Genomic DNA, 23993 nt, shown 5'->3' with positions numbered 1-23993 from the left:
TTCACGGCACGGCGCGAGCAGGGAGGAGCGCGATCCTCGCCGTAGCGTCGGTGACTTGCGAGTACTCGTCACTGGAGGCGCGGGCTTCATCGGGACGCAGGTCGTCGCGTCCTCGCCGCGCGGCCACGAGCCGGTCGTGCTCGACCTCGATGCCGGATCGGTCGATGCCCGGTCGGCCCGCGGCGAATCCTTGCACGGCGAATCCGTCCTGGGCGATGCCCTGATCGTCGAGGCGGCCCGGCCGACGTCGACGAGCGGGTGTACATCCTGGTGGTCGACGGCGGCGGAGCCCTCGGCGGCGCCTTCCCGTGGGCCCGGGTGGGCCTTGGCTTTCCCACCCTGGTCGGCCACGCGGCGGCCGCGGGCCGGCCGCGCGCCCTGCCGTGGACGGCCGCCGGGCGTACGTTCATGCGCCTGTCCTGGAACCCGGCCCCGACGCCGTTGTCATCGGCGGCTGTTACGTTCCCGGCATGACGAAGTATGTGCCCTACACCGGGGGCGAGAAGGAAAGTCTCCACGCCAGTCTGGACCGCCACCGCGACGCCGTGCTCTGGAAGCTCGACGGGCTCGACGACGAGGCCCTGCGCCGCCCGCTCACTCCGTCCGGGACGAATCTCTTGGGTCTGGTCAAGCACCTGGCGTCCGTCGAGTACGGCTGGTTCTGCGAGACGTTCGGCCGCGCGGGCGAGCCTCTCTGGTTCGACCCGTTCGAGAACGAGGACATGGTGGTCGCGCCCGGCGAGTCGACCTCGGACATCGTCGAGTTCTACGGCCGGGCACGCGCCGCGGCCGACAAGGCGATCACCGAGCTCGACCTGGACGCGCTCGGCACGTCGTGGAACGGCGCGACGGTGTCGATGCGCTGGACCCTGATCCACATGATCGAGGACACCGCCAGGCACGCCGGCCACATGGACATCCTGCGCGAACTGATCGACGGCGCGACGGGCGACCATCCGGGCTCGGGCAACTGAATCCCCGCCGTGTCGGACCCCGCCGCGGGAGAGGCGCACGGTTCACTCGCCGTATGAACGCCGCAGATGTGCTTGCCGACGCATTCGGACGGATCCAGGAGGTGGTGCACGAGGCGGTCGAAGGGCTCTCGGTCGACGATCTCCACGCCCGGCTCGACCCCGGTGCGAACACCATCGCCTGGCTGGTGTGGCACCTGACGCGCATCCAGGACGACCACGTGGCCGATGCGGCCGGGCGTGAGCAGGTCTGGGTCTCCCAGGACTGGGTGGGCCGCTTCGGGCTGCCGTTCACGGGGGGTGCGACCGGCTACGGGCACTCGCGCAAGGAGGTCGCGGCGCTCCGGATCGACTCTGCGGAGCTGCTCCTCGGCTACTTCGACGCCGTCCACGAGGAGTCCGTCGCGTTCGTGGGCGGCCTGAAGGGCACGGCCCTGAACAGGATCGTGGACGACTCGTGGTCGCCGCCCGTGACGCTCGGCGTCCGGCTGGTGAGCGTCATCGCCGATGATCTCCAGCACGCCGGACAGGCCGCCTTCGTGCGGGGCTCGCTCGAGCGGCGCTGAGATACCTTCGTCCTCGTCCTCGCTTTCACCTTCAGGAGAGCAGCACCGCAACGATGACGTCCGACAGCACCGCCCCGCGCCGGGCCGCCCTCGGCACCTGGCCGACCCCGCTCGAGCCCATGCCGCGGCTGTCCCGTGCGCTCGGGCTCGGCCCGGACGACCTGTGGCTCAAGCGCGACGACCTCATCGGCCTGGGCGGCGGCGGGAACAAGATCCGCAAGCTCGAGTGGCTCTGCGGCGCGGCTCTCGCCGACGGCGCCACCGTGCTGGTGACCACGGGTGCGCCGCAGAGCAACCACGCCCGGCTGACCGCGGCCGCCGGGGCCCGGCTGGGGCTGGACGTCGTGCTGGTGCTCGCCGGCACGCCCGGATCCTCGGCCTCCGGCAATCTCGCGCTCGACGGCCTCTTCGGCGCCGAGGTCGTGTGGGCGGGTGACGTCGGCGGCGCGGCGCTCGGACCCGAGGCCGAGCGGACGGCCGAGCGGCTGCGGCGTCAGGGCGCCGTCCCTGCGGTGATCCCCTTCGGCGGTTCCAGCGTGCTCGGTGCCCGCGGCTACGTCGAGTGCGGCCGCGAACTCCTCGTCCAGGCCCCCGATCTGGCCACGGTCGTCGTCGCGCTCGGCTCCGGCGGGACCATGGCCGGCCTTGTCGACGCACTGGGTCCGGCGCGTGTGCTCGGCGTCCACTGCGGAGCCGTCGGCGATCCCGCCCGGACCGTGTCCGATCTGGTCTCCGGCCTCTCCGGCACGGCCTGCCCGCCGGAGAGCCTGAGGCTGAGGCTCGATCAGGTCGGCGACAGCTACGGAGCGTTGACCGAACCGGTCATGGCCGCCATGACCCTGGCGGCCCGCTCGGAGGGCATCGTGTTCGACCCGATCTACACCGGGCGCGCGATGGCCGGCCTGGTCCAGGCGGTCGAGGACGGCGACATCGTGCCCGGGCAGCGCACGGTCCTCCTGCACTCGGGCGGGCTGCCCGGGCTCTTCGGCCACCCGGAGACGCTCGCCAGGGCGGAGGCCGCGCTCGAGGCCTCACAGGCCTAGGGCTTCCCGGCGTCGGGCCTGCCCGCGTCGCGCTTTCCGACCTCCGCCGCGCGTGCCTTCTCCGCACGACGAGCCCGCCGCCGCTCCGGCCATCCCGACACCCTGCGCGCGCCGCCCTGGGCAGGCGCCGCCCGGTCGTGGCGGTTCGTGTCCAGGGGCCGATCGTGCCTTCGTCGACGCGGGTCTCATCGCGGGCTCCCGCGGCACAGGACCGGCGCTCCACCGGCGTGATGCCCGGTCGAGGAACATCGGGTCGACGGCCCCGAAGACGGCACGTGGTCCGGCCGTCCCCCGCGGTCGCTGCATGGCCAACTCGGCTGTCTTTACGTCCCGTTCGGCGCCGCCCTACGCTCGCGCCCCATGGACACCTCCGGCACACGTCTTCCCAGAGCCGCGGCGCTCGCCACCGCGGGCGCCCTGCTCCTCTCCGGTCTCATCGGCGCCACGCCCTCGGCGTCGGCGACCGCGGCCCCGTCACCGGCCGAGAGCGCCACCGTCGTTCCCGTCCAGACCACAGGCCCGGCCGACAAGCGCTTCAACCTGGTCCTGCTCGGCGACGGATACACCGCCGCCGGCATGGACGAGTTCCGCGCGGACGTCGACAAGCACCTCAATGTGCTGTGGAGCATCGAGCCGTTCGCCTCGTACCGCTCGTACATCAACGTCTGGATGGTCGAGGTGCCGTCCCCCGAATCGGGTGTGGACTGCGACCCGTCGCTGGACGCGCCGCGCCGGGAAACCCCGCTGAACATGGGCTTCTGGGGCGGCTGCAACCCGAACAGCGTGCAGCGCCTGCTCACCGTCGACAGCGGTGCCGCGACCGCGCTCGCCGATCTCGTCACCGGTACGACGAGCGCCAACCGCCAGATCGTGGCGCTCGCGAACAGCGACACGTACGGCGGCGCCGGTGGTACGTACGCCACCGCGTCCGGCGGCAACGCCCTGTCCTCGCTCATCACCCCGCACGAGATAGGCCACTCGCTGGGCAAGCTCCAGGACGAGTACGACTACTACGGCCGCGGCGTCCCCGGCGGCACGTACGCCGGGGGTGAGCCCGCCTCCGTGCACCACACCCTCCTCACCGAGCAGCAGATGCGGGACCAGCGGGCGAAGTGGTGGCGCTGGCTGGGCGAGAAGAGCGAGTCCGGCGGGGTCATCGGCCGCTACGAGGGCGGGATGTACAGCACCAAGGGTGTCTGGCGGCCCAGCAAGCACTCGATCATGAAGACCCTGGGCTACGCCTTCGACCAGGTCGAACGGGAGGTGATGGTCCACTCCATCTCGGCGAAGGTGAACCTGGTCCAGGACCACACCCCGGCCACCGCCCCGATCGGGGCCGACCGGACGGTGTGGGTGGACACCCTCCACCCCGTCGGCGGCGAACTCGACGTCGTCTGGCGGCTCGACGGCCGCCGGCTGCGGCAGGCCGACGGCGCCCGCACGCTCGATCTGCGCCGTCTCGGCATCGACCGCGGCACGCACACCCTCACCGCCGCGGTCAGCGACCCGACTCCGTTCGTGCGCGACCCCGCGATCCGCGCATCGGCCGCGCTGACCCGCACCGTGAGCTGGACGGTCGACACCTCCGTACGGACCACGCACACGCCGGTCGCGGCCGCGTTCACGGGCCACACCGCCACCGCCACACCCGTAGCGTCCACGTCCGTCGTGTACGCGGACACGACCCACCCCGGCGACCGGACGTACGCCGTCCGCTGGTCCCTCGACGGCCGCCCGCTCCCGAACCCCGGCAACGACCGCGATCTGGACCTCGGCGCACTGCGGCTGAGCCCGGGCGCGCACACGCTCACGGCCCGGATCGCCGGTTCGTCCGCCGTGCTGCGCTGGACGGTGGACGCGTCCCCGGCCGCCGGGTCCTACGAACTGTCCGAGCCGCTGCGGACGGTGCACCGGCCGGGCCGGCCGCCCGAGTACGTCTACGACGGCCCGTTCACGATGAAGCTGACCGCGCGAGACGACCGACCGGGCACCGTCGTCTCGCAGTTCCGGGTGGACGGCGACGGCTGGTACACGTACTACGGCTGGCCGACCGACGCGGACGCGCCGTTCCGCTTCACGCCGAGCGGCACCGTGATCGACGATCTCGTCTACGGCAAGCTGGGTACCCCGCGTGCCGTGCCGTGGGACGACGCCACACCGGACTACGGGACCCACACCGTCGAGCACCGCACCATCGACGCGGCCGGAAACGTCAGCAGGGCGACGAGTTTCCTCGTCACCCTGCTGCCTGCCGGAGGGAGCGTCAGCTGACGCGCGCGACGCCCGCGTAGCCCGGAATCGGATCGTCGCCCGGCACCTCGATGACCTCACCGAGCTCCGGGTGCCAGTCGGCGGTCAGCGAGACGCCGGGCTCGACGAGCTCGAGCCCGTCGAAGAAGCGCGTGAACTCCTCGCGGGAGCGGGTGCGCAGGGTCAGCCCGCGGGCCTTGTACATCGCGCGGGCCTCTGCCGCCTTCTCGGGGTCGAAGTCGCCCGTCGTGTGGGAGAGCACGAGGTAGCTGCCGGGTGCGAGCTGCTGGACCAGCCGGTCCACCAGCTCGTACGCCCCGTCCTCGTCGTCCACGAAGTGCAGCAGCGCGAGCAGTGACAGGGCGATCGGCTGTGAGAAGTCGAGGACCTTGCCGGCCGCCTCCAGGATCGTCTCGGGGCGGCGGGCGTCGGCCTGGATGTACTCGGTGGCGCCTTCCGGGGTGCTGCGCAGCAGCGCCTCGGCGTGGGCGAGCACGATCGGGTCGTTGTCGCAGTAGACGACGCGGGACTCGGGTGCCACCTCCTGGGCTATCTGGTGGAGATTGGGCTCGGTGGGAATGCCGGTGCCGATGTCGAGGTACTGGCGTATGCCGTTCCCGCCGAGCCAGCGCGTGGCGCGGTGCATGTAGGCCCGGTTGACGCGCGCCATGTCCCGTCCGCGGGCGTCGAGGGCGAGGAGTTGCTTGGCCATCTCCTCGTCCACCGGGTAGTTGTCCTTGCCGCCGAGGAACCAGTCGTACATCCGGGCCGGGTGCGGCTTGCTGGTGTCGATGCGTACGGCGGCGGGGTCTTGCCCGGTCATCTGGCGTCTCCAAGGGTCTGCGGGTGAGCGACAAGTGGACGAACGGAACAGCGCGTACTGCACGGGCGGTTGAGCCCGGGTCAGGCCGGTCAGGTCAGGAGAAAGTCTGCCTGACCCGACTTGGCGCCCTGGATGAAAGCGGCGATCTCGCCGTGCGTGTAGATGAGTGCGGGGCCGTCAGGGTCGGCGGACTGGCGCACCGCGACCCTGCCGTCGGCCAGCTTCATGGCCTCGATGCAGTTGCCGCCGTTGCCGCCGCTCCACGGCTTGTGCCATCCCTCGGAGCCGAGCTCACGGGCAGGCATGCCGTTGTATATGCGATCCATTCACAGCTCCTTGCGGACGCCCCGGAGGATGTCCTTCGTGCGTTGTGCGGTGGCGGCCTGGGCCGCCATGCGGTCCATGACCTCCAGGTGCGAGGCCACCTCGGGGCGCGCGTCGAGATAGACGGCACCGGTCAGGTACTCGCTGTAGACCATGTCGGGCAGTTCGGGCACCGCGAACCGGAAGAGCACGAAGGGTCCGTACGTGCCGGGGTGCGGTCCGGCCGCGAACTCCGCGATCTGCAGGGTGACGTTCGGCAGCGCGGTGGCCTCGAGCAACCGGTCGATCTGGGCCCGCATCGCCTTCGGGCCGCCCGCCGGTCTGCGGAGCACCGTCTCGTCGACGATCGCCCAGAATCTGGGGGCCTCGGCCCTGGTGAGCAGTGCCTGCCGTTCCATCCGGAGGGCGACGTGCCGCTCGATGTCGTCGGCGCTGGTGTCGCCGAGGGCGCCGCTGCGCATGACGGCGCGTGCGTAGTCCTCCGTCTGCAGCAGACCGGGGACGAAATGGGGCTCGTACGCCCGGATGAGGCTGGCGGCACCCTCCAGGCTGACGTACATGCTGAACCAGCCGGGCAGGACGTCGTGGAAGCGCTGCCACCAGCCCGGCCTGTTGGCTTCCTCGGTGAGTTGGACGAAGCCCTCGGCCTCGTCGTCGGCGATGCCGTACGCCCTGAGCAGCAGCTGCACGTAGGGGATCTTCAGCGCGACCTCGGCCGTTTCCATCCGGCGGATGGTGGCGGGGGCGACGCGGAGCACCTTGGCGGCCTCCTCGCGCTTCAGGCCGGCCCGCTCCCGCAGATCCTGCAGTCGCTTGCCGAGTACGACCTGTCCCACAGTGGGGGCGGATCGCGGCTCGCTCACTACAGACCTCCCCAGCGCCCTGTTCTCGATGTCACGACGAGTGTGCCATGCCACTGTCCCCCAGAACTCGGCACTCTGCAATTTTCAGAGTGCCTCTTGCCAAGTGTCGTCGCCGGGTGGAGAGTGACTCGGTGAACCAGTTCACGAGGCTGCCGCGCCGTGCCCGGGGAGAGGCATGTCCGGCACTGCTTCCCCACCGTGAAGGATTGGTCGTGGCACCTGGTAACGCGCTCAGCCCCCAGCTCGTCGATCCGTACGCCCCGGTGTCGACGGTCCGCCGCTTCGGGTTCGAGCTGCCCGGCCGGACCGATTCCGTGGCACGGGCCCGGCGGCTGATACAGGAGCGGATGCAGCGCTGGGGCATCGGCGGGGACCCCCTGGACACGGTTGCACTGGTCGCCTCCGAACTCTTCACGAACGCCGTCGTGCACACCGTCAGCGAGCGGGTCCTGTGCGAACTGCGCGACACCGAGGGCCAGTTGCGCATAGCGGTGCAGGACCAGGGCTGGCCGCCCGGCGAGCCGCGCCTGCGCCGGGCATCCGAGGACGAGCGCGGCCGCGGGCTGCTGCTGGTGGACGCGGTGAGCAGCGCCTGGGGAGCGCACGACGCCAAGCCGGGTCCCGGCCGTATCGTCTGGGCCGAGCTGGCGCTCGACGCGGGGCGTCCGTGCTGAGGACGATGGCCGGGCTGCTCTCGCGCAGGCGGGACCAGGGCGGGGACGGCTGCCCGCAGCTGGACGTACCGGCCGGTCTGCCGGCCACCCTGGGTTACGACGCGGTGGGGGTGCCCGCGCGGCACGGGCGGCGGATGCTGACGCGCCTGCCGCACACGGGCTGTGTCTACTCGGACACGGACTGGTGGTGGTGGATCGTGCCGGCGGGCTCCGACGTGGAGCTGACCTGGCCGTTTCCCTCCTACTACTCCCGCGGGGCGTACGTGCCGACCTCGGCGGCGCGGCTGATCCACTGGCCCGACGACACCAGCCCGTACACGCCGCCGATCCCGCTCTACCTCGTGATCTGCCAGATCACGGGTACGGCGCCGGCGTGGGCGAGCTACGGCCTCCGCAGCCCGCAGGGAGCCTGAGCGCGGCAGCGGCGGCCGTTGCGGCGGGCCCCCGGCACACACCGAGCCCGTCCGGCGTTCGCGGACGGACGCCCCGGCACGCCGACCGGTATCCGGCACACCGACGGGGCCCGGGGGTCGGCCCCGGTTCGGGAAGGGGGAGGGCGGGGACAGAGCCCGCCGCCACCGCCACCCCACCTCACTCCCCCTCACTCCCCCTCACTCCCCCTCACTCCGCCCCTGCCCGGTCCGCCCCGCGCAACGGGGTGACGGTGGCGGACAGTTGGCACCCCGCAATGGGATGATCGGCGCAACGTGTCCGGTCGGCCGTCCATTCACGGGGGTTAGATGTCTCTGCTCGCCATCAGTGATCTGCACGTCAACCACCCGGAGAACCGCAAGCACGTCGAGGCCCTGCGCCCGGACTCCGACGACGACTGGCTGCTGGTCGCGGGCGACATCGGCGACCTCGTGCAGGATGTGGAGTGGGCCCTGCGGCTGCTGCGCGACCGGTTCGCCACGGTCGTCTGGGCGCCGGGGAACCACGAGCTGTGGACCGTGTCCGCCGACCCGGTGCAGGCACGCGGCATGGAGCGGTACGACCTGCTCGTGGAGATGTGCCGGCAGCTCGGTGTCGTGACGCCGGAGGATCCGTATCCGCTCTGGACGGGCGAGGACGGACAGTCCGTCGCGATCGCCCCGCTGTTCCTGCTGTACGACTACACCTTCCGCCCCGAGGGCACGGCCACCAAGGACGAGGCCCTGGCCCAGGCGCACCGCGCGCATGTCGTCTGCACCGACGAGCACCTGCTGCACCCGGACCCGTATCCGAGCCTCGACGCCTGGTGCCGGGCGCGACTGGAGCTGACCGGGCCGCGGCTGGCCGAGGTGCCGGCGGAGCTGTCGACGGTGCTGGTCAACCACTATCCGCTGGTGCGCGAGCCGACGCGGGTGCTGCGGTACCCGGAGTTCGCGCTGTGGTGCGGGACGGAACAGACGGCCGACTGGCACGTCCGGTACCGGGCGCGGGCGATGGTCTACGGACATCTGCACCTTCCCCGGACGACCCTGCACGACGGGGTGCCGTTCCACGAGGTGTCCGTGGGCTATCCCCGCGAGTGGCGGCCACGCGGTGGTGGGCCGGCCCGGCCCACGACCGTGCTGCGCTGACCCGCGGTCAGCAGACAGCACGTCAGCAGACAGCACGTCGGCACGTCAGCACGTCAGCACGTCAGCACCTCGGCACCTCGGCACCTCGGCACCTCGACACCTCGGCAGATCAGCCGGTCAGACCTTCGCCGTCAGCGGCGGCTTGTGCACCCCGAACGCCGCACCCTGCGGATCGTGCAGCACCGCGAACCGCAGCCCGTCCTCCATGTCCATCGGCTCCAGGAGTACGCCACCCCCCGCATCGGTCGCCGTGTGCGCGGTCGCGTCGACGTCCGTCACCTCGAAGTACGGCAGCCAGTGGGCGGGTACCTCGGGCGGGAAGCGTTCGTCGTGCATCTTCACCATGCCGCCGAAGTCGTCGCCGCCGATACCCCACTGGGTGTAGTGCTCAGACACGTGCACGGTCCAGCCGAAGACCATCCTGTAGAACCGTTTCGCCTCGGCCGGATCGCGTGTCAGCAGCTCGACCCAGCCCAGCGCACCCGGCGCGTCGAGCATCTCGGCGCCGGCGAAGTTGCGGCCCTGCCAGAGCGAGAAGACGGCGCCCTCTGTGTCCGCGACCACGGCGAACCGGCCTTCCTCGAAGACGTCCATCGGCCCGGTGAGCAGCGTGCCGCCCGCGTCGGTGACCGCTGTGGCGGTGGCGTCCGCGTTCTTCGTGGCGAAGGAGACGGTCCAGGCCGTGGGTTGCTCCGCCTGGTAGAGGGGTGTGAGTGCGGCGACGGCCGCGTCGCCGCGGCGCGCCATGGTGTAGCCGCCGGCCTCGGCCCGCGGGTCGGTCACCATGCGCCAGCCCAGGACGCTGCCGTAGAAGGTCTGGGCTGCCAGCATGTCGCCGGTGCCGAGTTCGGCCCAGCAGGGTCCGCCGATGACGGGCCTGGACGTCTTCATGGTCGTACCTCCAGCGGTCGGGTCCACCGCAAGCACGCTATGCCGGGTGCATCACAGCGGCCACCCGTGTGTCCACCGTACGATCGGGCACCGCCGTGCCCGGCCGGGTGCGGCGCGACCGCACGAAGGGCCGATGGTGACCCACTCCCCGAGCCGCACACCGGGCGAACATCCCGCGCGGGCGTTCCCCACCGCCAACGGAATGACCGGTATCGGCGTGATCGTCGTCGACCCGCGCGGCCGGATCCTCCTCGGCCTCGCCCACACCGGCCGCTGGGAGCTCCCCGGCGGCAAGGTCGACCCGGGTGAGAGCTTCGAGCAGGCCGGGGCCCGTGAGCTGACCGAGGAGACGGGGCTGCGGGTGCGGGCCGGCGATGTGCGGATCGTCGCGGTGGTGCTGGACGGAGAGCGGGGCATGCCCCGGATCTCTGCGGCGGGCCTGGCCACGGGCGTCGAGGGCGAGCCGGAGGTCACCGAACCGGACAAGATCGTGCGCTGGGCGTGGCACCGGCCGGACGCACTGCCCGCCGAACTGTTCTTCCCCTCGGCCGCGGTGCTGCGGGCATGGCGGTCCGATCTAACACTTCCGGAGGTTCCTGCGTACTCCTATCCGGTTTCTGTTATCGGAGCGGAGGCAGGACGTCTCCCCTTCGTCGGAGGAGACACGGCCCAGCCCAGGAAGAGAGTGGACACAGCGTGAGCAGCGAACGCGAAGCCGCGATGATCATGGCCGCGCAGGCCGGCGACCAGCATGCGCAGGACCGGCTCGTCGCCGCGTACCTTCCCCTCGTCTACAACATCGTCGGCCGGGCCCTGAACGGCCATGCGGACATGGACGACGTGGTGCAGGAGACCATGCTCCGCGTCCTCGGCGGCCTGGACGGGCTGCGCAGCCCGGACAGCTTCCGCAGCTGGCTGGTCGCCATCACCATGAACCAGATACGCGGCCACTGGCGGGAGCGCCGGTCCGGGGCGATATCCGTCGGCGGCGGTCTGGAGGACGCGTACGAAGTCGTCGACCCCGGCGCCGACTTCGTGGATCTGACGATCACCCGCCTCGGACTCTCCGGCCAGCGCCGCGAGACCGCCGAGGCCACCCGCTGGCTGGACGAGGACGACCGGGCGCTGCTGTCCCTGTGGTGGCTGGAGGCCGCGGGGGAGCTTTCCCGGGCCGAGGTCGCCGCCGCGCTGGAGCTGACGCCGCAGCACACGGCGGTACGGGTGCAGCGCATGAAGGCGCAGTTGGAGACGGCGCGCGTCGTGGTCCGCGCCCTGTCCGCCGACCCGCGCTGTGTGCTCCTGGGGCAGATAGCCGCCGGCTGGGACGGCATGCCGTCGGCCCTCTGGCGCAAGCGACTGGCCCGCCACGCCCGCGACTGCACGGTCTGCGCGGGCCACTGGTCCGGGCTGGTCCCCGCAGAGGGCCTCCTGGTGGGCCTCACGCTCGTCCCGGTGGCAGCGTCGCTCGGCGCGTTCGCCTCGGCGCCCGACATGGTCGCCACGGCCTCCGCGTACGCGCCCGCCTCCCAGCACGCCTCCGCCTCCGCCGCGGCCCACGCCTCCGCTCACCCCTCCGCCAGGACCCGGGCCCGCCAGGAGCGGGCACGGCGCCGCCGCCGCACCGCGGCCGTGGCCGCCGCGGTCGCCGCCCTGGTCACCGGCGGCGGTGCGGTCCACCTCCTCACGGGCCCCGACACGGACGAGGAGGCGCCGTCCACGGCGGCCGCCCCGGCCTCCCCCACGCTGCCGTCCGCCTCGCAGAGCCCGTCGCCTTCCCCGTCGCTGTCCGCCTCACCCTCCCCGTCGCCGACGCCCACCCCCAGCAGGACGACGGCCAAGCCGACCCCGAAACCGACCCCGAGCAAGGCCAAGCCGAAGCCGAAGCCCACCACGAAGGCGCCGGACCCCGCGCCGCCCACCCCGAGCGGCGCCGCCCAGCAGGTCCTCGCCCTGGTCAACGCCGAGCGCTCCAAGGCCGGCTGCGGGCCGCTCAGCTCCAACAACAAGCTCGCCACGGCGGCCCGCAACCACTCCGCCGACATGGCCGCCCGCGACTACTTCGACCACACCAACCCGGACGGCGACGACCCCGGCGACCGCATCACGGAGGCCGGCTACCGCTGGAGCACGTACGGCGAGAACATCGCGAGGGGCCAGCAGACCCCGGCCTCGGTGATGGACTCGTGGATGAACAGCCCCGGCCACCGCGCGAACATCCTCAACTGCTCCTTCAAGGAGCTCGGCGTGGGCATCCACGACGCGTCGGGCGGGCCGTGGTGGACGCAGGCGTTCGGAACGGCCCTCTGACGAGGGCTACGCCCTGCCGCCGGCCATCAGCTCGTTGAGCGGACCGTCGGTCAGCGTCGCGCGCTGGTCGCTCACCACGGGCAGCCGCGACAGCGTGCCGGAGTCGATGAGTCCGGTCTGGGCGAGGACCGATGCCTGGTCCCAGTAGATGTGTTCGCCCGAGATGAGGGAGCCGTCGAAGGAAACGACGGCGATGACGGCGATGCTGACGGGCCGCCCGGTCGGGGGGACCGCCGGCAGGACCCAGGGCACCTCGACGTCATGGGTGAAGGAGACGAGCATCTCGTCGACGATGCGCCCGGGACCGGTGGTGCGGGTCAGGGTCGTGAGCGTGAAGTCCTCGGGGTTGTGCCCGATGAAATAGCGCCGGTAGAAGTCGCGGACGGCCGCCCGGCCGCGGGCGCCCATGGCCGTGGGCACGTGCAGCACCTCGGGGGCGTCCGTCATCGTGGCCATGGTGGCATCGACGTCGAGCGTGGCGAACTCACTGCTGGTGTGGAGTTCCCAGACGCGTTCCAGTTCCGCAGGGTCGTGCCTGGTTGTCATGCGGTGCCTCCTCGGGCTCCGTCGAGAACGGTGTCCAGCCAGTCGGACGCGCTGGTCGAAGAGAGAGCGGTTCCACGCCTGGCAGTGGCCCGCGGCTCCGTCCTCGGCCCTGAACCGGACGAGCGCCTTCGGGCCCGTGAGCGCGTCATGGAGCAGGTGCGCCTGGGCGGAGAGCGGGTCGGAGTCGTTGGCGACGACGAGCGTCGGGCAGGCGATGCGCGCGGCGACGCCCGACAGGCGGTACCGGTCCATGTCGACGACGTACTCGCCCAGGGAGTCGAGACCGTGCACCCACAGGGCGCGCTGGATCAAGAGCCATCGCATGAGGGGATCGTTCGCGACAGGGGCCAGGAACTCGTCGATCGCCCGGGGGTCGACGTCGGGGAGCCGGTCCCGCACCTCCTTGGGCAACGGCATGGCGTCGAGGGGGTCCCACTGGCCGGGGTCCGCGATCAGTGCGGCGACCCGCTCGTCCCCGGAGACGCCGCGCGGAGCGAGATAGCCGCCGAAGCTCCACCCCATGACGGCGATGCGTGAGGCGTCGACCTCCGGCCTGCCGACCGCGTAGTCCATGACCGGGCGCAGCACGGTCTCCCAGTCGGGGCGCATCCTCAGTCCCTGCTCCACCAGCGCGCGGCCCTGGCCCGGGCCGTCCACGAGCAGACAGGCGTAGCCGCGGCGCACCGCGGGCAGGGCGTGGGACCAGTACATCTCGTGGATGTCGGAGTCGTAGCCGTTGACCCCGACCACGGTCGGCCGGGCGACGGTCCTGTCGTCGTCGGGCAGGCAGAGGCAGCCGGGGAGCGTCGTGCCCTCGAAGGGGATCTCCACGAGTTCGACCGGCCGGTCGGCCAGAGCGGCGTGGCGGGCGAAGCACGCGCTCTCCCGTGCGAAGGACTCGGCGAGCCGCGGATCCACGGGAGAGCCGAACAGGGGCTGGTACGCGATGCGGTGGTACGTCGTCGCCCGCCAGAACCCCTCGGCCGCGCTCACCCGGTGCCCGTGCGCGGCGCTGTTCTCGGCCGCGGCGGCCACCCGGGAGGCCGTCGCCGACCACGCGCTGTGCCAGGTGTCGCGGTCACCGGCCGGGATCCGTCCGGCGGTCGCCGCGCACTCGCCGTACTCCGCGCCGCCGCGGCTCGTCAGTGCCAGCGCCCGCTCGGCGAACTTCTGGAACAGCGGGTCGTCGAAGAGCTGCGGGGCGAACACTCGGTCGTTCACGGAACCGATCCTTCACCGCCCTGCGCCGGCATCGCCGAGGCGCGCCGCGCGGGGAGCCGACCGGGCCCTGGTCGCGACGCCGTCGCCGCATCTCCCGCTGCACTGGAACGCTATCTTCCGCAAACCTGCACACCGAACACTCAACCGATGCACGACAGCTGACCGTCCCTCATCTTCGGCGGCCTGGTTGGCGGCATGGCAGGCCATTGGGGCGGGAGTGTCCGATTCGGGTCCGCGCCGATCGTCCGCCCAAAGGGAATTCGGCCGGTGAAGCTTGTGAAGATGTCGACACGGAGGCGTGGACGCACCTGCACGGGAACTTAATTCCGTGACCGATGAGGCCCTGTCCCGGAGTTGTCCGATTGGCTGAGCGGTGCTCCGGCGTGCTTTGATCCTGCGCACCGCGGGAGTTGCACGAAGGGTTCCCGATTTATCGGGCATCCGAACGCCCGCTCACGCGGCCGGATCGTTTTCCGGCGGGACCGGCCGCCGCCTTTGAGGAATATCCACATGAAGGGAAGCTTCATCATGAACTTCACCCCCCAGGTCGAGACCGCTGAGATCTCCGACGCCGACCTCGACAACGTCTCCGGCGGTCTGCACAGCGCCGTTGCCGCCGGTGCGCTGTCCGGCGTGACCTCCACCGTCGACGGCATCGTCCCGGTCTCCGGCCTGGTCGGCTCGGTCGTCGGCACCGTTGAGGGCGCCACCGGCCTCAACACCGGCGCCGTCACGGGCCTCGTCGCCGGTCTCTGAGACCTGCATGAGTGAGCCCCGGAACGGTCAAGGTTCCGGGGCTCACCGCATCATCGTACCCTGACACGGACATGTGCAGTCGAGGGAAGAGTTACGTGCAGTTCCGCCAAAAGGCCCTTTCCAAGCTGCAATCGCCCGAAGAAATAGATTTGCCGGTACGTTTCGCCCGGCCGCAGGGCTGGCTCGTGCTGGCCGTCACCGTTGTCGTCATGGCCGTCGCGTGTTTCTGGGCCGCGACCGGTTCCGTTTCGTCCACTCTCAGGGCACCCGGCATTCTTACGCACGGACAGGGCAGTTATGTCCTGCAGAGTCCGGTCGCGGGCCAGGTCACCGAAGTCCTCGCCGAGGAGGGCAAGCGCCTGCCCGCCGGCGCGCCGCTGCTGAAGGTCCGCACACCACAGGCGGAGCAGACCGAGCAGACGGACGGCACCGGACAGACGGAGCAGTCGGACCAGGGCAAGGACGAGGGCGAAGGCGAGGGCGAGGGCGACACCGTCGTCCGCACCATCGCCGCGGGCCGTCTGACCTCGCTCGTCGCCACGATCGGCGCCGTCGTCACCACCGGTTCCGATGTGGCGGTCGTCGAGCGGGTGGACGACGCCGACGCCCCCCTGACCGTGATGCTCTACCTCCCGGCCGAGAACGGCTCGACCGTCCCCGTCGGGGCCCGCGTCGATCTCACCGTGCAGTCCGTGCCGGCGCAGCAGTACGGCGTGCTGCGCGGCCGGGTCAAGGCCGTCGGCCGGACCTCGCAGACCGCCCGCCAGATCGCCGGCTTCCTCGGTGACGGCCAGCTCGCCGAGCAGTTCTCGAAGCAGGGCCGGCCGGTGCCGGTCCTCGTGCAGCTCGAGCGTTCCTCCCGTACGAAGTCCGGTTACGCGTGGTCGTCGCAGGACGGGCCGCCGTACGCGATCGGCTCCATGACCCTGGCCACCGGTGCCGTCCATCTGGCCGACCAGCGTCCGATCGATTGGCTGCTGCCGTGACCGCCCCGTCCCCCACCCGGCGCCGCGCCCGCGCACCGCAGTCGAATCCGAGGCGCGCGCCGAAGCCGCAGAAGCCCGCGAGGCAGAAGTCCGTCCGCACCCCCACCGTGCTCCAGATGGAGGCGGTGGAGTGCGGCGCCGCCACGCTCGCCATGGTCCTCGGGCACTACGGCAGGCACGTGCCCCTCGAAGAGCTGCGCATCGCCTGCGGGGTCTCCCGCGACGGCTCACGGGCCAGCAACATCCTCAAGGCCGCCCGCAGCTACGGCCTGCAGGCCAAAGGCATGCAGATGGAGCCGGCCGCGCTCGCCGGAGTGCAGGCGCCCGCCGTCCTCTTCTGGGAGTTCAACCACTACGTCGTCTACGACGGCATGGGGCGCCGCTTCGGCCGCCGGGGCGTGCACATCAACGACCCCGACAAGGGCCGCCGCTTCGTGTCGACGGAGGATTTCGACACCAGCTTCACCGGCGTGGTCCTGGTCTTCGAACCCGGCACCGGATTCCGCAGGGGCGGCCGCCGGCCCGGAGTTCTGCGCTCGGTCCCCGCCCGGCTCCGCGGCACCACCGGCACGATGCTCGCCGCGCTCCTCGCCAGCCTGCTGCTCGTCGCGGTCGGGGCGGCGCTGCCCGCGCTGAGCCGTACGTACATCGACATGTTCCTGGTGGGGCGTCAGACATCGCTGCTCGGTGTCCTCTTCGCGTCGATGGCCGCGATGGTCGCCCTGACGGCCGTGCTGACCGGGCTGCAGCAGGCGAATCTGCTGCGGGGGCGCATCATCTCGTCGACGCTGGGCAGCGCCCGCTTCTTCCGGCACCTGCTGCGGCTCCCGGTGACGTTCTTCGCCCAGCGCAGCCCGGCCGACCTCGTGCAGCGCCTGCAGTCCAACGACGCGGTGGCCGAGACCCTGGCCCGGGACCTCACCGCGTTCGGTGTGGACGGGATCGTGGTGATCCTCTACGCGGTCCTGCTGTGGACCTACGATCCCCAGCTGACGGTCATCGGAGTGCTGATCGCGCTGCTCAACGTGGTCGCGATGCGCGTGGTCGTACGGCTGCGGGCGACCCGTACGCAGAAGCTGCGCGCGGACAGCGCGCGGCTGACGAACACCTCCTACACCGGTATCCAGCTGATCGAGACGATGAAGGCCACCGGCGGCGAGAACGGCTACTTCCGCCGCTGGGCCGGGCAGCACGCGACCACGCTCGAGGAGCAGCAGCGGCTCGGCGTGCCGAGCGCGGCTCTCGCCGTCGTCGCCCCGACCCTCGCGACGCTCAACAGCGCGCTGATCCTGTGGATCGGCGGGCTGCGCGCCGTGGAGGGGCACATCTCGATCGGTCTGCTCGTCGCCTTCCAGGCCCTGGTGACCCGTTTCACGGCGCCGATCACGCGGCTCAACGGGATGGCGGGCCGGATCCAGGACTTCGCGGCCGACGTGGCCCGGCTCAAGGACGTCGAGAACTTCCCCGCGGACTCGCTGTACACGCGCCGCGAGCCGCCCGCGAGCACCCGCAGGCTCATGGGCCACGTCACGCTCGAGAACATCACCTTCGGCTACAGCCCGCTCGACAAGCCGCTGCTCACCGGCTTCTCACTGGCGGTCGGTCCGGGGCAGCAGGTCGCCCTCGTCGGCGGTTCGGGCAGCGGCAAGTCCACGGTCTCGCGCCTGATCGCCGGGCTCTACAGCCCGTGGGAGGGGACGATCCGGATCGACGGGCAGCGCCTCGACGAGATCCCGCGCGGCGCGCTCGCGGCCTCGGTGTCCTTCGTCGACCAGGAGGTCTTCCTCTTCGAGGGCACGGTGCGGGACAACGTGGCGCTGTGGGATCCGTCGGTCCCGGACGAGGCCGTGGCCGACGCCCTCAAGGACGCGGCACTGTACGACGTCGTCTCCCGGCGGCCGGGGGGCATCCACGGGCGGGTCGAGCAGGACGGCCGCAACTTCTCCGGCGGGCAGCGGCAGCGCCTGGAGATCGCGCGGGCGCTGGTGCGCCGGCCCAGTGTGCTCGTCCTCGACGAGGTGACCAGCGCCCTGGACGCCGAGACCGAGCAGCTCATCATCGACAACTTGCGCCGGCGCGGCTGCGCCTGCGTGGTGATCGCCCACCGGCTGAGCACCGTCCGCGACAGCGACGAGATCGTGGTCCTCGACCACGGCACGGTCGTGGAGCGCGGGCGGCACGAGGAGCTGGTCGCGCGCGGGGGCGCGTACGCCGACCTGGTCAAGGAGCACTGAGGTGATCCCCGTTCAGCACCCTGCGCCCACGGGTCCCGACGACATGGTGCTCGCGGCGCTCGGCGGCCTCGGCGCACCGGTCGACTGCACGGGCCTGCGGAGCCTGTCGCTGGAGGGGCCGCAGGTGCTGTGGCTCGTCGTGGGCGGGGCGCTCGACCTGTTCGCGGTCGACGCGGTCCAGCAGGGGCACTGGCACTTCCTCGGCCGCCTGGAGACGGGCACGCTGCTGCTCGGACCCGTCGAGGGGCCTCAGCACACGCTCGTCGGCAGGCCGTTGCAGGGGTGCGCGCTGCGCCGGATCCCGCTGCGGGAGCTGTACCGGCCGCAGGAGTACGCCGACCCGTGGTCGTACCAGAGCGCGTACCAGAGCCAGTACGACAGCCAGGACGGGACGCTGAGCCTGCTGGAGCACGCCTTCGCGCTCGGCGTCGGCCGCGGCCAGCGGGTGCTGTTCGAAGCCCCGCTGGACGGGCGGACGACGGACGAGGGAGCGGTCGCGGACGACGACATCCTGTGGCTGCCCGTCTTCCCCGGGAGTGTGCAGTACGGCGCCGCATTCAGCGCGGAGGCGGCTGCCGACCTGCTCGTCGACGGCGCGCTGTGGCAGCAGATGGTCAACCAGCAGTTCCGGCTGCTGTCGGGGCTCGACCGCTGGATCGAGCGCCTCGAACGCGCCCACGAGGACCGGGCGGCGGCAGGCCTGAAGGCGGGCGAGGCGGTGCGCGCGGGCGCCGACCAGGCGCTGCTCGCGTCGATCGGCCGCTCCCGCAGGTCGTCCTCCGCCCGGCCGGCGGGAGGGGCCGCCGCGTCCGACGACGCCGTCTACGCGGTGTGTCGCCTGGTCGCCTCGGCGGCCGGGATCACACTCGCGGAGCCGACGTCGGGCGGGCCGGTGAACGAGCGCATCGGCCCCGTCGAACGCATCGCGCTCACCTCACGCATCCGTACCCGCGCGGTCCGTCTCGACGGAAGCTGGTGGCGGGAGTACTCCGGTCCACTGGTCGGTCACCGGGCCAAGTCCGGGGCACCGGTCGCGCTGCTGTGGCGGCGCGGCGGCTACGAGGCGGTCAACCCGGCCACCGGCTCACGGATCCGGATCGACGACGACAACGCGGAGGACGTCGAGCCGCGTGCCGTCATGTTCTACCGGCCGCTGCCCGAGCGCCCGCTGAACGCCTGGCGGCTGTTGCGCTTCAGCCTCCGCGGCACCCGCCCCGATGTGCGCAACCTCGCGATCGCGGGCCTGGTTACCGTCATCCTGGGCGCGCTGGTGCCGATCGCCACCGGCCAGGTGCTCGGCGTGTACGTGCCCAATGCGGAGACCAGCCTCATCGTGCAGGTGGCCGTGGCGGTCATGGTCGCCGGCGTGGTCTCGGCCGCCTTCATGCTGCTGCAGAACCTCACGATCCTGCGCATGGAGGGCCGGATCGAGAGCACGCTGCAACCCGCCGTGTGGGACCGGCTGCTGAGGCTGCCGACGAAGTTCTTCGCCGAGCGCTCCACCGGGGAGCTGGCGAGCGCGGCGATGGGCATCAGCGCGATCCGCCGGCTGCTGTCGGGGGTCGGGCCCGTGGTCGTCCAGGCGAGCACGGTCGGAACGATGAACCTGGTGCTGCTGCTCGCCTACAGCGTTCCGCTCGCCCTCGCGGCAATCGGGATGCTGTGCGTCATCGGTGTGGTGTTCCTGGGCCTCGGCCTCTGGCAGCTGCGCTGGCAGCGGCGCCTCGTCGAGCTCGGCAACAAGCTCAACAACCAGGCGTTCCAGACCCTGCGCGGACTGCCCAAGCTCCGGGTGGCCGCGGCCGAGAGCTTCGCGTACGCGGCCTGGGCGAAGCAGTTCGCCCGCAGCCGTGAACTCCAGCGGCGCGCGGGCCGGATCCGCAATCTGACCACGGTCCTCGACGCCGTCTACCTGCCACTGTGCGCCCTCATCATGTTCATGCTGCTGGCGGGTCCGGCGCGCGGCAGCCTCACGGCCGGCGAGTTCCTGACCTTCCACACCGCCGTGACGATGATGCTCGCGTCGGTGACGCAGCTGACGGGCGCGCTCGTCTCGGCCGCCTCCGTACTCCCCATGTTCGAACAGGTCAAGCCGCTGCTGGACGAGGCGCCCGAGGTCCGCGGAGCCAGCACCCAGCCGGGGGACCTGTCCGGGGCGATCGAGGCCCGGAAGCTGTCCTTCCGTTACGCCGACGACGGCCCGCTCGTCCTCGACGACGTGTCCCTGACCGTGCAACCTGGCGAGTTCGTCGCGATCGTCGGCCCGAGCGGCTGCGGCAAGTCCACCCTGCTGCGCCTGCTGATCGGCTTCGACAAACCGCTGTCGGGCGGCGTCCTGTACGACGGCCAGGACCTCGCCGCTCTCGACCAGGCTGCCGTGCGCCGCCAGTGCGGTGTGGTCCTGCAGAACGCCCAGCCGTTCACCGGCTCGATCCTCGACTGCATCTGCGGCGCCGAACCCTTCACCCAGGAAGAGGCGTGGGAGGCGGCGGAGATGGCGGGCCTCGCCGAAGACATCCGCCGCATGCCGATGGGCATGCAGACCATGATCGCCGGTTCGGGTGCGATCTCCGGGGGCCAGCGCCAGCGCCTGATGATCGCGCAGGCGCTGATCCGGCGTCCCCGTGTGCTGTTCTTCGACGAGGCGACGAGCGCGCTGGACAACGCGACCCAGCGGATCGTCACCGAGAGCACGCGCGCGCTGCGGGCGACGCGGATCGTCATCGCCCACCGGCTGTCGACGGTCATGGACGCCGACCGCGTCGTGGTGATGTCGGACGGCCGGGTGGTCCAGGAGGGGCCACCGGCGCAGCTGCTCGCGGACACGACGGGGCGGCTGCACGAGCTGGTCCGACGCCAGATGATGTGACTTGCCGGAGCCCCGCATGGCGTGCCGGCTGATGGCGGCGCGGCGTTTCGGCAGCGGCCCAGCGCCGGGGCCTGAGCGCGCGGTCAGTGCAGGATGTCAACGGCGTAGAGCGCGCCGATGCCGGCAGCGAAGGTGCCGAGCAGGAGCCGACGCGCGGTCTCGGGCAGGTAGGGCTGGAGATGGGCGCCGAGGTATCCGCCGACCGGGCCCCCAGCCCCCACAGGACAGGCCGGGTAGCCGATGGGGGGCGACGTCACCCGTGGCGGCCAGGGAGAGCAGCGCGTGGGTAACCGCACCGACGATGGACGTCACGAAGGTGGAGGCCAGAGCGGCGGGTGCCACGTGGCGACCGGCACTCCGCGGCAGACGAGGATCGGGCCGAGCATGAAACCTGCGCCGATCCCGTAGATGCCCCCGACAACGCCGACGGCCCAGGGCCGGCGCGGTTGTGGCGCGGGGCGAGGGCCGGCGGGTGGCGCGGGCCGGTGCCGGGCGCAGGGTGCGCAGCCACAGCCGCAGTCCGAGCGGCAGCAGTGGTGCGGCGACGAAGACGTGTCCGTATCGCGTGCAGAGCCGCCGGGCGATGCGCTCCACCACCGCGCCGATGTCCCGCAGTGGGGGCGTCGCGGAACCCACGGCGTGTATCGAAAGTGCAGGTCACAGCCACTCGTTGATGGCGGCGATGAGGACGGTCGCCTCGTAGCGGACCGGCCCGGCGAGGGCACAGGGCCGGGCTGATCACCAGCCGCTGACTGCGCTTCGTTTCGATCGCCTCCAGACGACGGCAGGCCCGGCAGGTGTCGGAACAAAATGAAAAGAGCAGGTCAGACAGGTTTCATCATCCGTGACCCCAAAGCGCTGACCGGGCGATGAAATGGCTGGAATGCGATTATTGGACCACGAGGGTGATCGCTCGACGATCGCGAGGGAGCGACAGGTGGACGCCTCGGACGAACTCCTTCGAAGGGCTGAACCGTCGGCTCTCTTGTACCCGGACGGCATCATCCGCTCCCTGAACGCCGAGATGGCTACGGCGCTCGGCAGGCCGGCGGAACAGTGTGTGGGCCGATACGCATGGGAGCTGGTGCCCGAAAGCCAGCGGAGCGTGGTCGAGCGCATCGTGGCCCACGCGAGCAGGCAGAGGCTGGCGATGCGGGTGCTGGAGCTTCCCAGTCCGGGCGGGGCGTCTCTGGTCTTCCTCGTCGAGGCGCGGCCGGTAACTACCGCCGGGGGCGAGCAGGTGGTATGGGTGCACTCCCTGAACGCGCACAAGGACCTCGGCAGCCTGCTGATGCCGTTCCGGTTGTCGGCTAAGTCCACCGGCCTCGGCTTGTGCATCTACCACCCTGAGGTGCAGCAGCTCGAGTGGCTGGGAGGCGCAGCCACCGTGGGCGCACTGTTCCCGGAGGCCTCGGTGTCCTTGCCCTGGGTGGTCCGGCACATCCACCCCGACGATCGGAATTCCCTGCGACGGCTCCTGGCCCCGGACACCCCCCAGCGCACCTGGACCAAATTGCGGTTCCATACCGACCACGGTGACCGGTGCGTCCTGGCCTGCCAGACCCGTCGGATCCAGCTGGAGTTCGAGGGCCCCGAGCAGGTCTTCGGGATGATCCGCGACGACACCCAGCACGAGGCCCGCCGCAAGGAAATGCTGGCCGCGCTGGGGGCCGAACGGCGCCGCGCCAACGAGATCACCGAATTCTCCTCCGCCCTCATCCGCACAGCCACCGAACAGGAACTGCAGCAGGTCGTTCTGACCCGGCTCGCCGCGACCTTCGACGGCACCGGCGCGGCGCTCGCGCTCGTCGACAACGGGTACCTCTGCGTCTCCTCGGATGCCGGGCTGCCCACGTGGCAGGGCGACGCCCTGCATTGCGTGTCGCTGGACGAGCAGCTCCCGATGACCCAGGCGATCCGCACCGGCGAGCCACAATTCATCTCCAATCAGGAGGAATTTCTCCGCCGCTGGCCGCACGGGGGCGCAGCGCCCTTGCCGTGGCCCGGCCCCGACGTCGCCATGTCGATCACTCCCCTCGGCCCCGCCGACGACGGGCCGCTCGGGGCTTGGGTGGTGACCTACGGCAAAGGGCACCACCCACCCCCGGACGAGAGTGCATTCTTGATCACGCTGGCCGAGCTTGCAGGCCAGGCGCTGGGGCGCATCAGATCGCACCAGGCCCGCCTCGAGCTGGCCACGGCGGTCCAACAGCACATGCTGCCGACGCTGCCCGAACGTCTACCGGGCCTGGAGGTCGCCGCCCGCTACCGGCCCTGCTCTGTCGGGCTCGACATCGGCGGAGACTGGTACGACGCCTTCCTCACGCCCGACGGTGCGGTGGCTCTGGAGATCGGCGACGCCCAAGGGCACGACGTGGCTGCGGCCGCCTTCATGGGACAGGTCCGCGGCTCCATGCGCGCGATCGCCGCCCGCGAGCCGGACCCCGGAACCGTGCTGACGCACACCAATCAGCTACTCGTCACGATGGACGCACCACGCTTCGCCAGCTGCACCATGCTGCATATCGATCCGCGCAGCGGACAGGTCACCGGCGCCAGCGCCGGCCACGTGCCCCTGCTGTGTGCACACGACGACGGCAGCCATGACATCCGCCTGCTGCCGGGCGGCCCGGTCCTGGGAATCCTGCCGGACGCCGAGTACCCGCAGGAGGCCTTCACGCTGGACAAGGGCACCGCGCTTGTCATGGTCACCGACGGCTTGGTCGAAGCGCGGGACCTCTCGCTGGACGCCGGACTGAAGCAAACCGGAACACTGGCCGCCCAAGCCCTCCACGACGGACTGAGCGCCGAGGAGACCGCTGACCGAGTCCTCGACGCCGCAATCGCGATGAACCACCGCGACGACCTCGCCGTGTTGATCGTCCGGCGCACATGATGGCGCTCGACTCGCTCATTTGGACCCCACCGACCGCGGTCCGGGACGACCCGCGCTCAGTCATCGGATGAGGGTGCGCAGGACCGGGATGCTGGTACCTGTACGCACGATCGAGGACGCGACCATGGTTGCCTGCCCGGCGCTGCGCCGACCACGCTCCATGTCTGCGCAGAGGTGTGGGTCGGCCTCCAACGCCGCCCGGTCCCAGCCG

At 71.4% G+C, this 23993-nt stretch carries 20 protein-coding genes and 1 pseudogene; 14 read left to right on the top strand and 7 right to left on the bottom strand.

The window, feature by feature from the left end:
• Nucleotide 1 precedes the first annotated feature (1 nt).
• Nucleotides 2-196 (bottom strand): hypothetical protein, encoded by a 195-nt coding sequence (locus ACWCP0_RS21965; RefSeq protein ID WP_451080487.1) that lies wholly within the window; start codon nucleotides 194-196, stop codon nucleotides 2-4.
• 274 nt (nucleotides 197-470) lie between these two features.
• On the opposite strand from ACWCP0_RS21965, the gene ACWCP0_RS21960 reads away from it, so the two are divergent.
• From ACWCP0_RS21960 to ACWCP0_RS21945, 4 genes are all read left to right on the top strand, one after another.
• Nucleotides 471-974 carry a DinB family protein gene (locus tag ACWCP0_RS21960; protein WP_451080486.1) on the top strand — a complete coding sequence of 168 codons (504 nt, stop codon included), beginning with the start codon at nucleotides 471-473 and terminating at the stop codon, nucleotides 972-974.
• Nucleotides 975-1027: 53 nt separating this feature from the next.
• The gene (locus tag ACWCP0_RS21955; protein WP_451080485.1) at nucleotides 1028-1537 is read left to right on the top strand and encodes a mycothiol transferase; all 510 of its coding nucleotides are present in this window, start codon (nucleotides 1028-1030) and stop codon (nucleotides 1535-1537) included.
• Nucleotides 1538-1590: 53 nt separating this feature from the next.
• Nucleotides 1591-2580 (top strand): D-cysteine desulfhydrase family protein, encoded by a 990-nt coding sequence (locus tag ACWCP0_RS21950; protein WP_451080484.1) that lies wholly within the window; start codon nucleotides 1591-1593, stop codon nucleotides 2578-2580.
• Nucleotides 2581-2940: 360 nt separating this feature from the next.
• Complete coding sequence (locus tag ACWCP0_RS21945; RefSeq protein ID WP_451080483.1) at nucleotides 2941-4851, top strand: M64 family metallopeptidase; 1911 nt, start codon at nucleotides 2941-2943, stop codon at nucleotides 4849-4851.
• Here the strand turns inward: ACWCP0_RS21945 and ACWCP0_RS21940 are convergent.
• The 3 genes from ACWCP0_RS21940 to ACWCP0_RS21930 form a co-directional block, all read right to left on the bottom strand.
• Nucleotides 4844-5653: an SAM-dependent methyltransferase gene (locus tag ACWCP0_RS21940; RefSeq protein ID WP_451080482.1), complete on the bottom strand. Its 810-nt coding sequence runs from the start codon at nucleotides 5651-5653 to the stop codon at nucleotides 4844-4846. The genes ACWCP0_RS21945 and ACWCP0_RS21940 overlap by 8 nt on opposite strands.
• 89 nt (nucleotides 5654-5742) lie before the next feature.
• Entirely contained in the window at nucleotides 5743-5979 is a 237-nt protein-coding gene (locus ACWCP0_RS21935; RefSeq protein ID WP_093657991.1) for a DUF397 domain-containing protein, read from the bottom strand.
• Nucleotides 5980-6840, bottom strand: a complete 861-nt coding sequence (locus tag ACWCP0_RS21930; protein WP_451080481.1) for a helix-turn-helix domain-containing protein — start codon at nucleotides 6838-6840, stop codon at nucleotides 5980-5982. It abuts the gene before it with no gap.
• A gap of 212 nt (nucleotides 6841-7052) precedes the next feature.
• On the opposite strand from ACWCP0_RS21930, the gene ACWCP0_RS21925 reads away from it, so the two are divergent.
• From ACWCP0_RS21925 to ACWCP0_RS21915, 3 genes are all read left to right on the top strand, one after another.
• Nucleotides 7053-7514, top strand: a complete 462-nt coding sequence (locus ACWCP0_RS21925; RefSeq protein ID WP_451080480.1) for an ATP-binding protein — start codon at nucleotides 7053-7055, stop codon at nucleotides 7512-7514.
• Between the two features lie 5 nt (nucleotides 7515-7519).
• Nucleotides 7520-7927, top strand: coding sequence for a hypothetical protein (locus tag ACWCP0_RS21920; RefSeq protein ID WP_451080595.1), 408 nt, complete (start codon nucleotides 7520-7522; stop codon nucleotides 7925-7927).
• 327 nt (nucleotides 7928-8254) lie between these two features.
• Nucleotides 8255-9076 carry a metallophosphoesterase family protein gene (locus ACWCP0_RS21915; RefSeq protein WP_451080479.1) on the top strand — a complete coding sequence of 274 codons (822 nt, stop codon included), beginning with the start codon at nucleotides 8255-8257 and terminating at the stop codon, nucleotides 9074-9076.
• A gap of 117 nt (nucleotides 9077-9193) precedes the next feature.
• Here the strand turns inward: ACWCP0_RS21915 and ACWCP0_RS21910 are convergent, their stop codons facing one another.
• Nucleotides 9194-9967: a VOC family protein gene (locus tag ACWCP0_RS21910; protein WP_451080478.1), complete on the bottom strand. Its 774-nt coding sequence runs from the start codon at nucleotides 9965-9967 to the stop codon at nucleotides 9194-9196.
• A 133-nt stretch (nucleotides 9968-10100) separates the two neighbouring features.
• Between ACWCP0_RS21910 and ACWCP0_RS21905 the strand changes: the two genes are divergently transcribed.
• Nucleotides 10101-10667 carry a nucleotide triphosphate diphosphatase NUDT15 gene (locus tag ACWCP0_RS21905; protein WP_451080477.1) on the top strand — a complete coding sequence of 189 codons (567 nt, stop codon included), beginning with the start codon at nucleotides 10101-10103 and terminating at the stop codon, nucleotides 10665-10667.
• Entirely contained in the window at nucleotides 10664-12274 is a 1611-nt protein-coding gene (locus tag ACWCP0_RS21900) for a sigma-70 family RNA polymerase sigma factor (RefSeq protein ID WP_451080476.1), read from the top strand. Before ACWCP0_RS21905 ends, ACWCP0_RS21900 begins: the two co-directional genes overlap by 4 nt.
• A 6-nt stretch (nucleotides 12275-12280) precedes the next feature.
• On the opposite strand, the gene ACWCP0_RS21895 is transcribed toward ACWCP0_RS21900, so the two are convergent.
• Nucleotides 12281-14041, bottom strand: coding sequence for a nuclear transport factor 2 family protein (locus ACWCP0_RS21895; RefSeq protein ID WP_451080475.1), 1761 nt, complete (start codon nucleotides 14039-14041; stop codon nucleotides 12281-12283).
• 528 nt (nucleotides 14042-14569) lie between these two features.
• Between ACWCP0_RS21895 and ACWCP0_RS21890 the strand changes: the two genes are divergently transcribed.
• The 4 genes from ACWCP0_RS21890 (at nucleotide 14570) to ACWCP0_RS21875 (ending at nucleotide 20886) form a co-directional block, all read left to right on the top strand.
• A complete protein-coding gene (locus ACWCP0_RS21890; protein WP_451080594.1) occupies nucleotides 14570-14797 on the top strand; it encodes a type A2 lantipeptide in 228 nt (75 codons plus the stop codon).
• Between the two features lie 95 nt (nucleotides 14798-14892).
• Nucleotides 14893-15783, top strand: coding sequence for a hypothetical protein (locus ACWCP0_RS21885; RefSeq protein WP_451080474.1), 891 nt, complete (start codon nucleotides 14893-14895; stop codon nucleotides 15781-15783).
• Nucleotides 15780-18017, top strand: coding sequence for an NHLP family bacteriocin export ABC transporter peptidase/permease/ATPase subunit (locus tag ACWCP0_RS21880; RefSeq protein WP_451080473.1), 2238 nt, complete (start codon nucleotides 15780-15782; stop codon nucleotides 18015-18017). Before ACWCP0_RS21885 ends, ACWCP0_RS21880 begins: the two co-directional genes overlap by 4 nt.
• A 43-nt stretch (nucleotides 18018-18060) precedes the next feature.
• Nucleotides 18061-20886, top strand: a complete 2826-nt coding sequence (locus ACWCP0_RS21875) for an NHLP bacteriocin export ABC transporter permease/ATPase subunit (RefSeq protein ID WP_451080593.1) — start codon at nucleotides 18061-18063, stop codon at nucleotides 20884-20886.
• 83 nt (nucleotides 20887-20969) lie between these two features.
• On the opposite strand, the pseudogene ACWCP0_RS21870 reads toward ACWCP0_RS21875, so the two are convergent.
• Nucleotides 20970-21438: pseudogene (locus tag ACWCP0_RS21870) on the bottom strand (TSUP family transporter); the annotation flags it as partial.
• Between the two features lie 385 nt (nucleotides 21439-21823).
• Here ACWCP0_RS21870 and ACWCP0_RS21865 point away from each other — a divergent pair.
• Nucleotides 21824-23782, top strand: coding sequence for a SpoIIE family protein phosphatase (locus tag ACWCP0_RS21865; protein WP_451080472.1), 1959 nt, complete (start codon nucleotides 21824-21826; stop codon nucleotides 23780-23782).
• Nucleotides 23783-23993: the final 211 nt, after the last annotated feature.

Source organism: Streptomyces sp. NPDC001970 (genome assembly GCF_053594115.1).
This window is presented reverse-complemented; position numbering and strand designations above follow the sequence as displayed.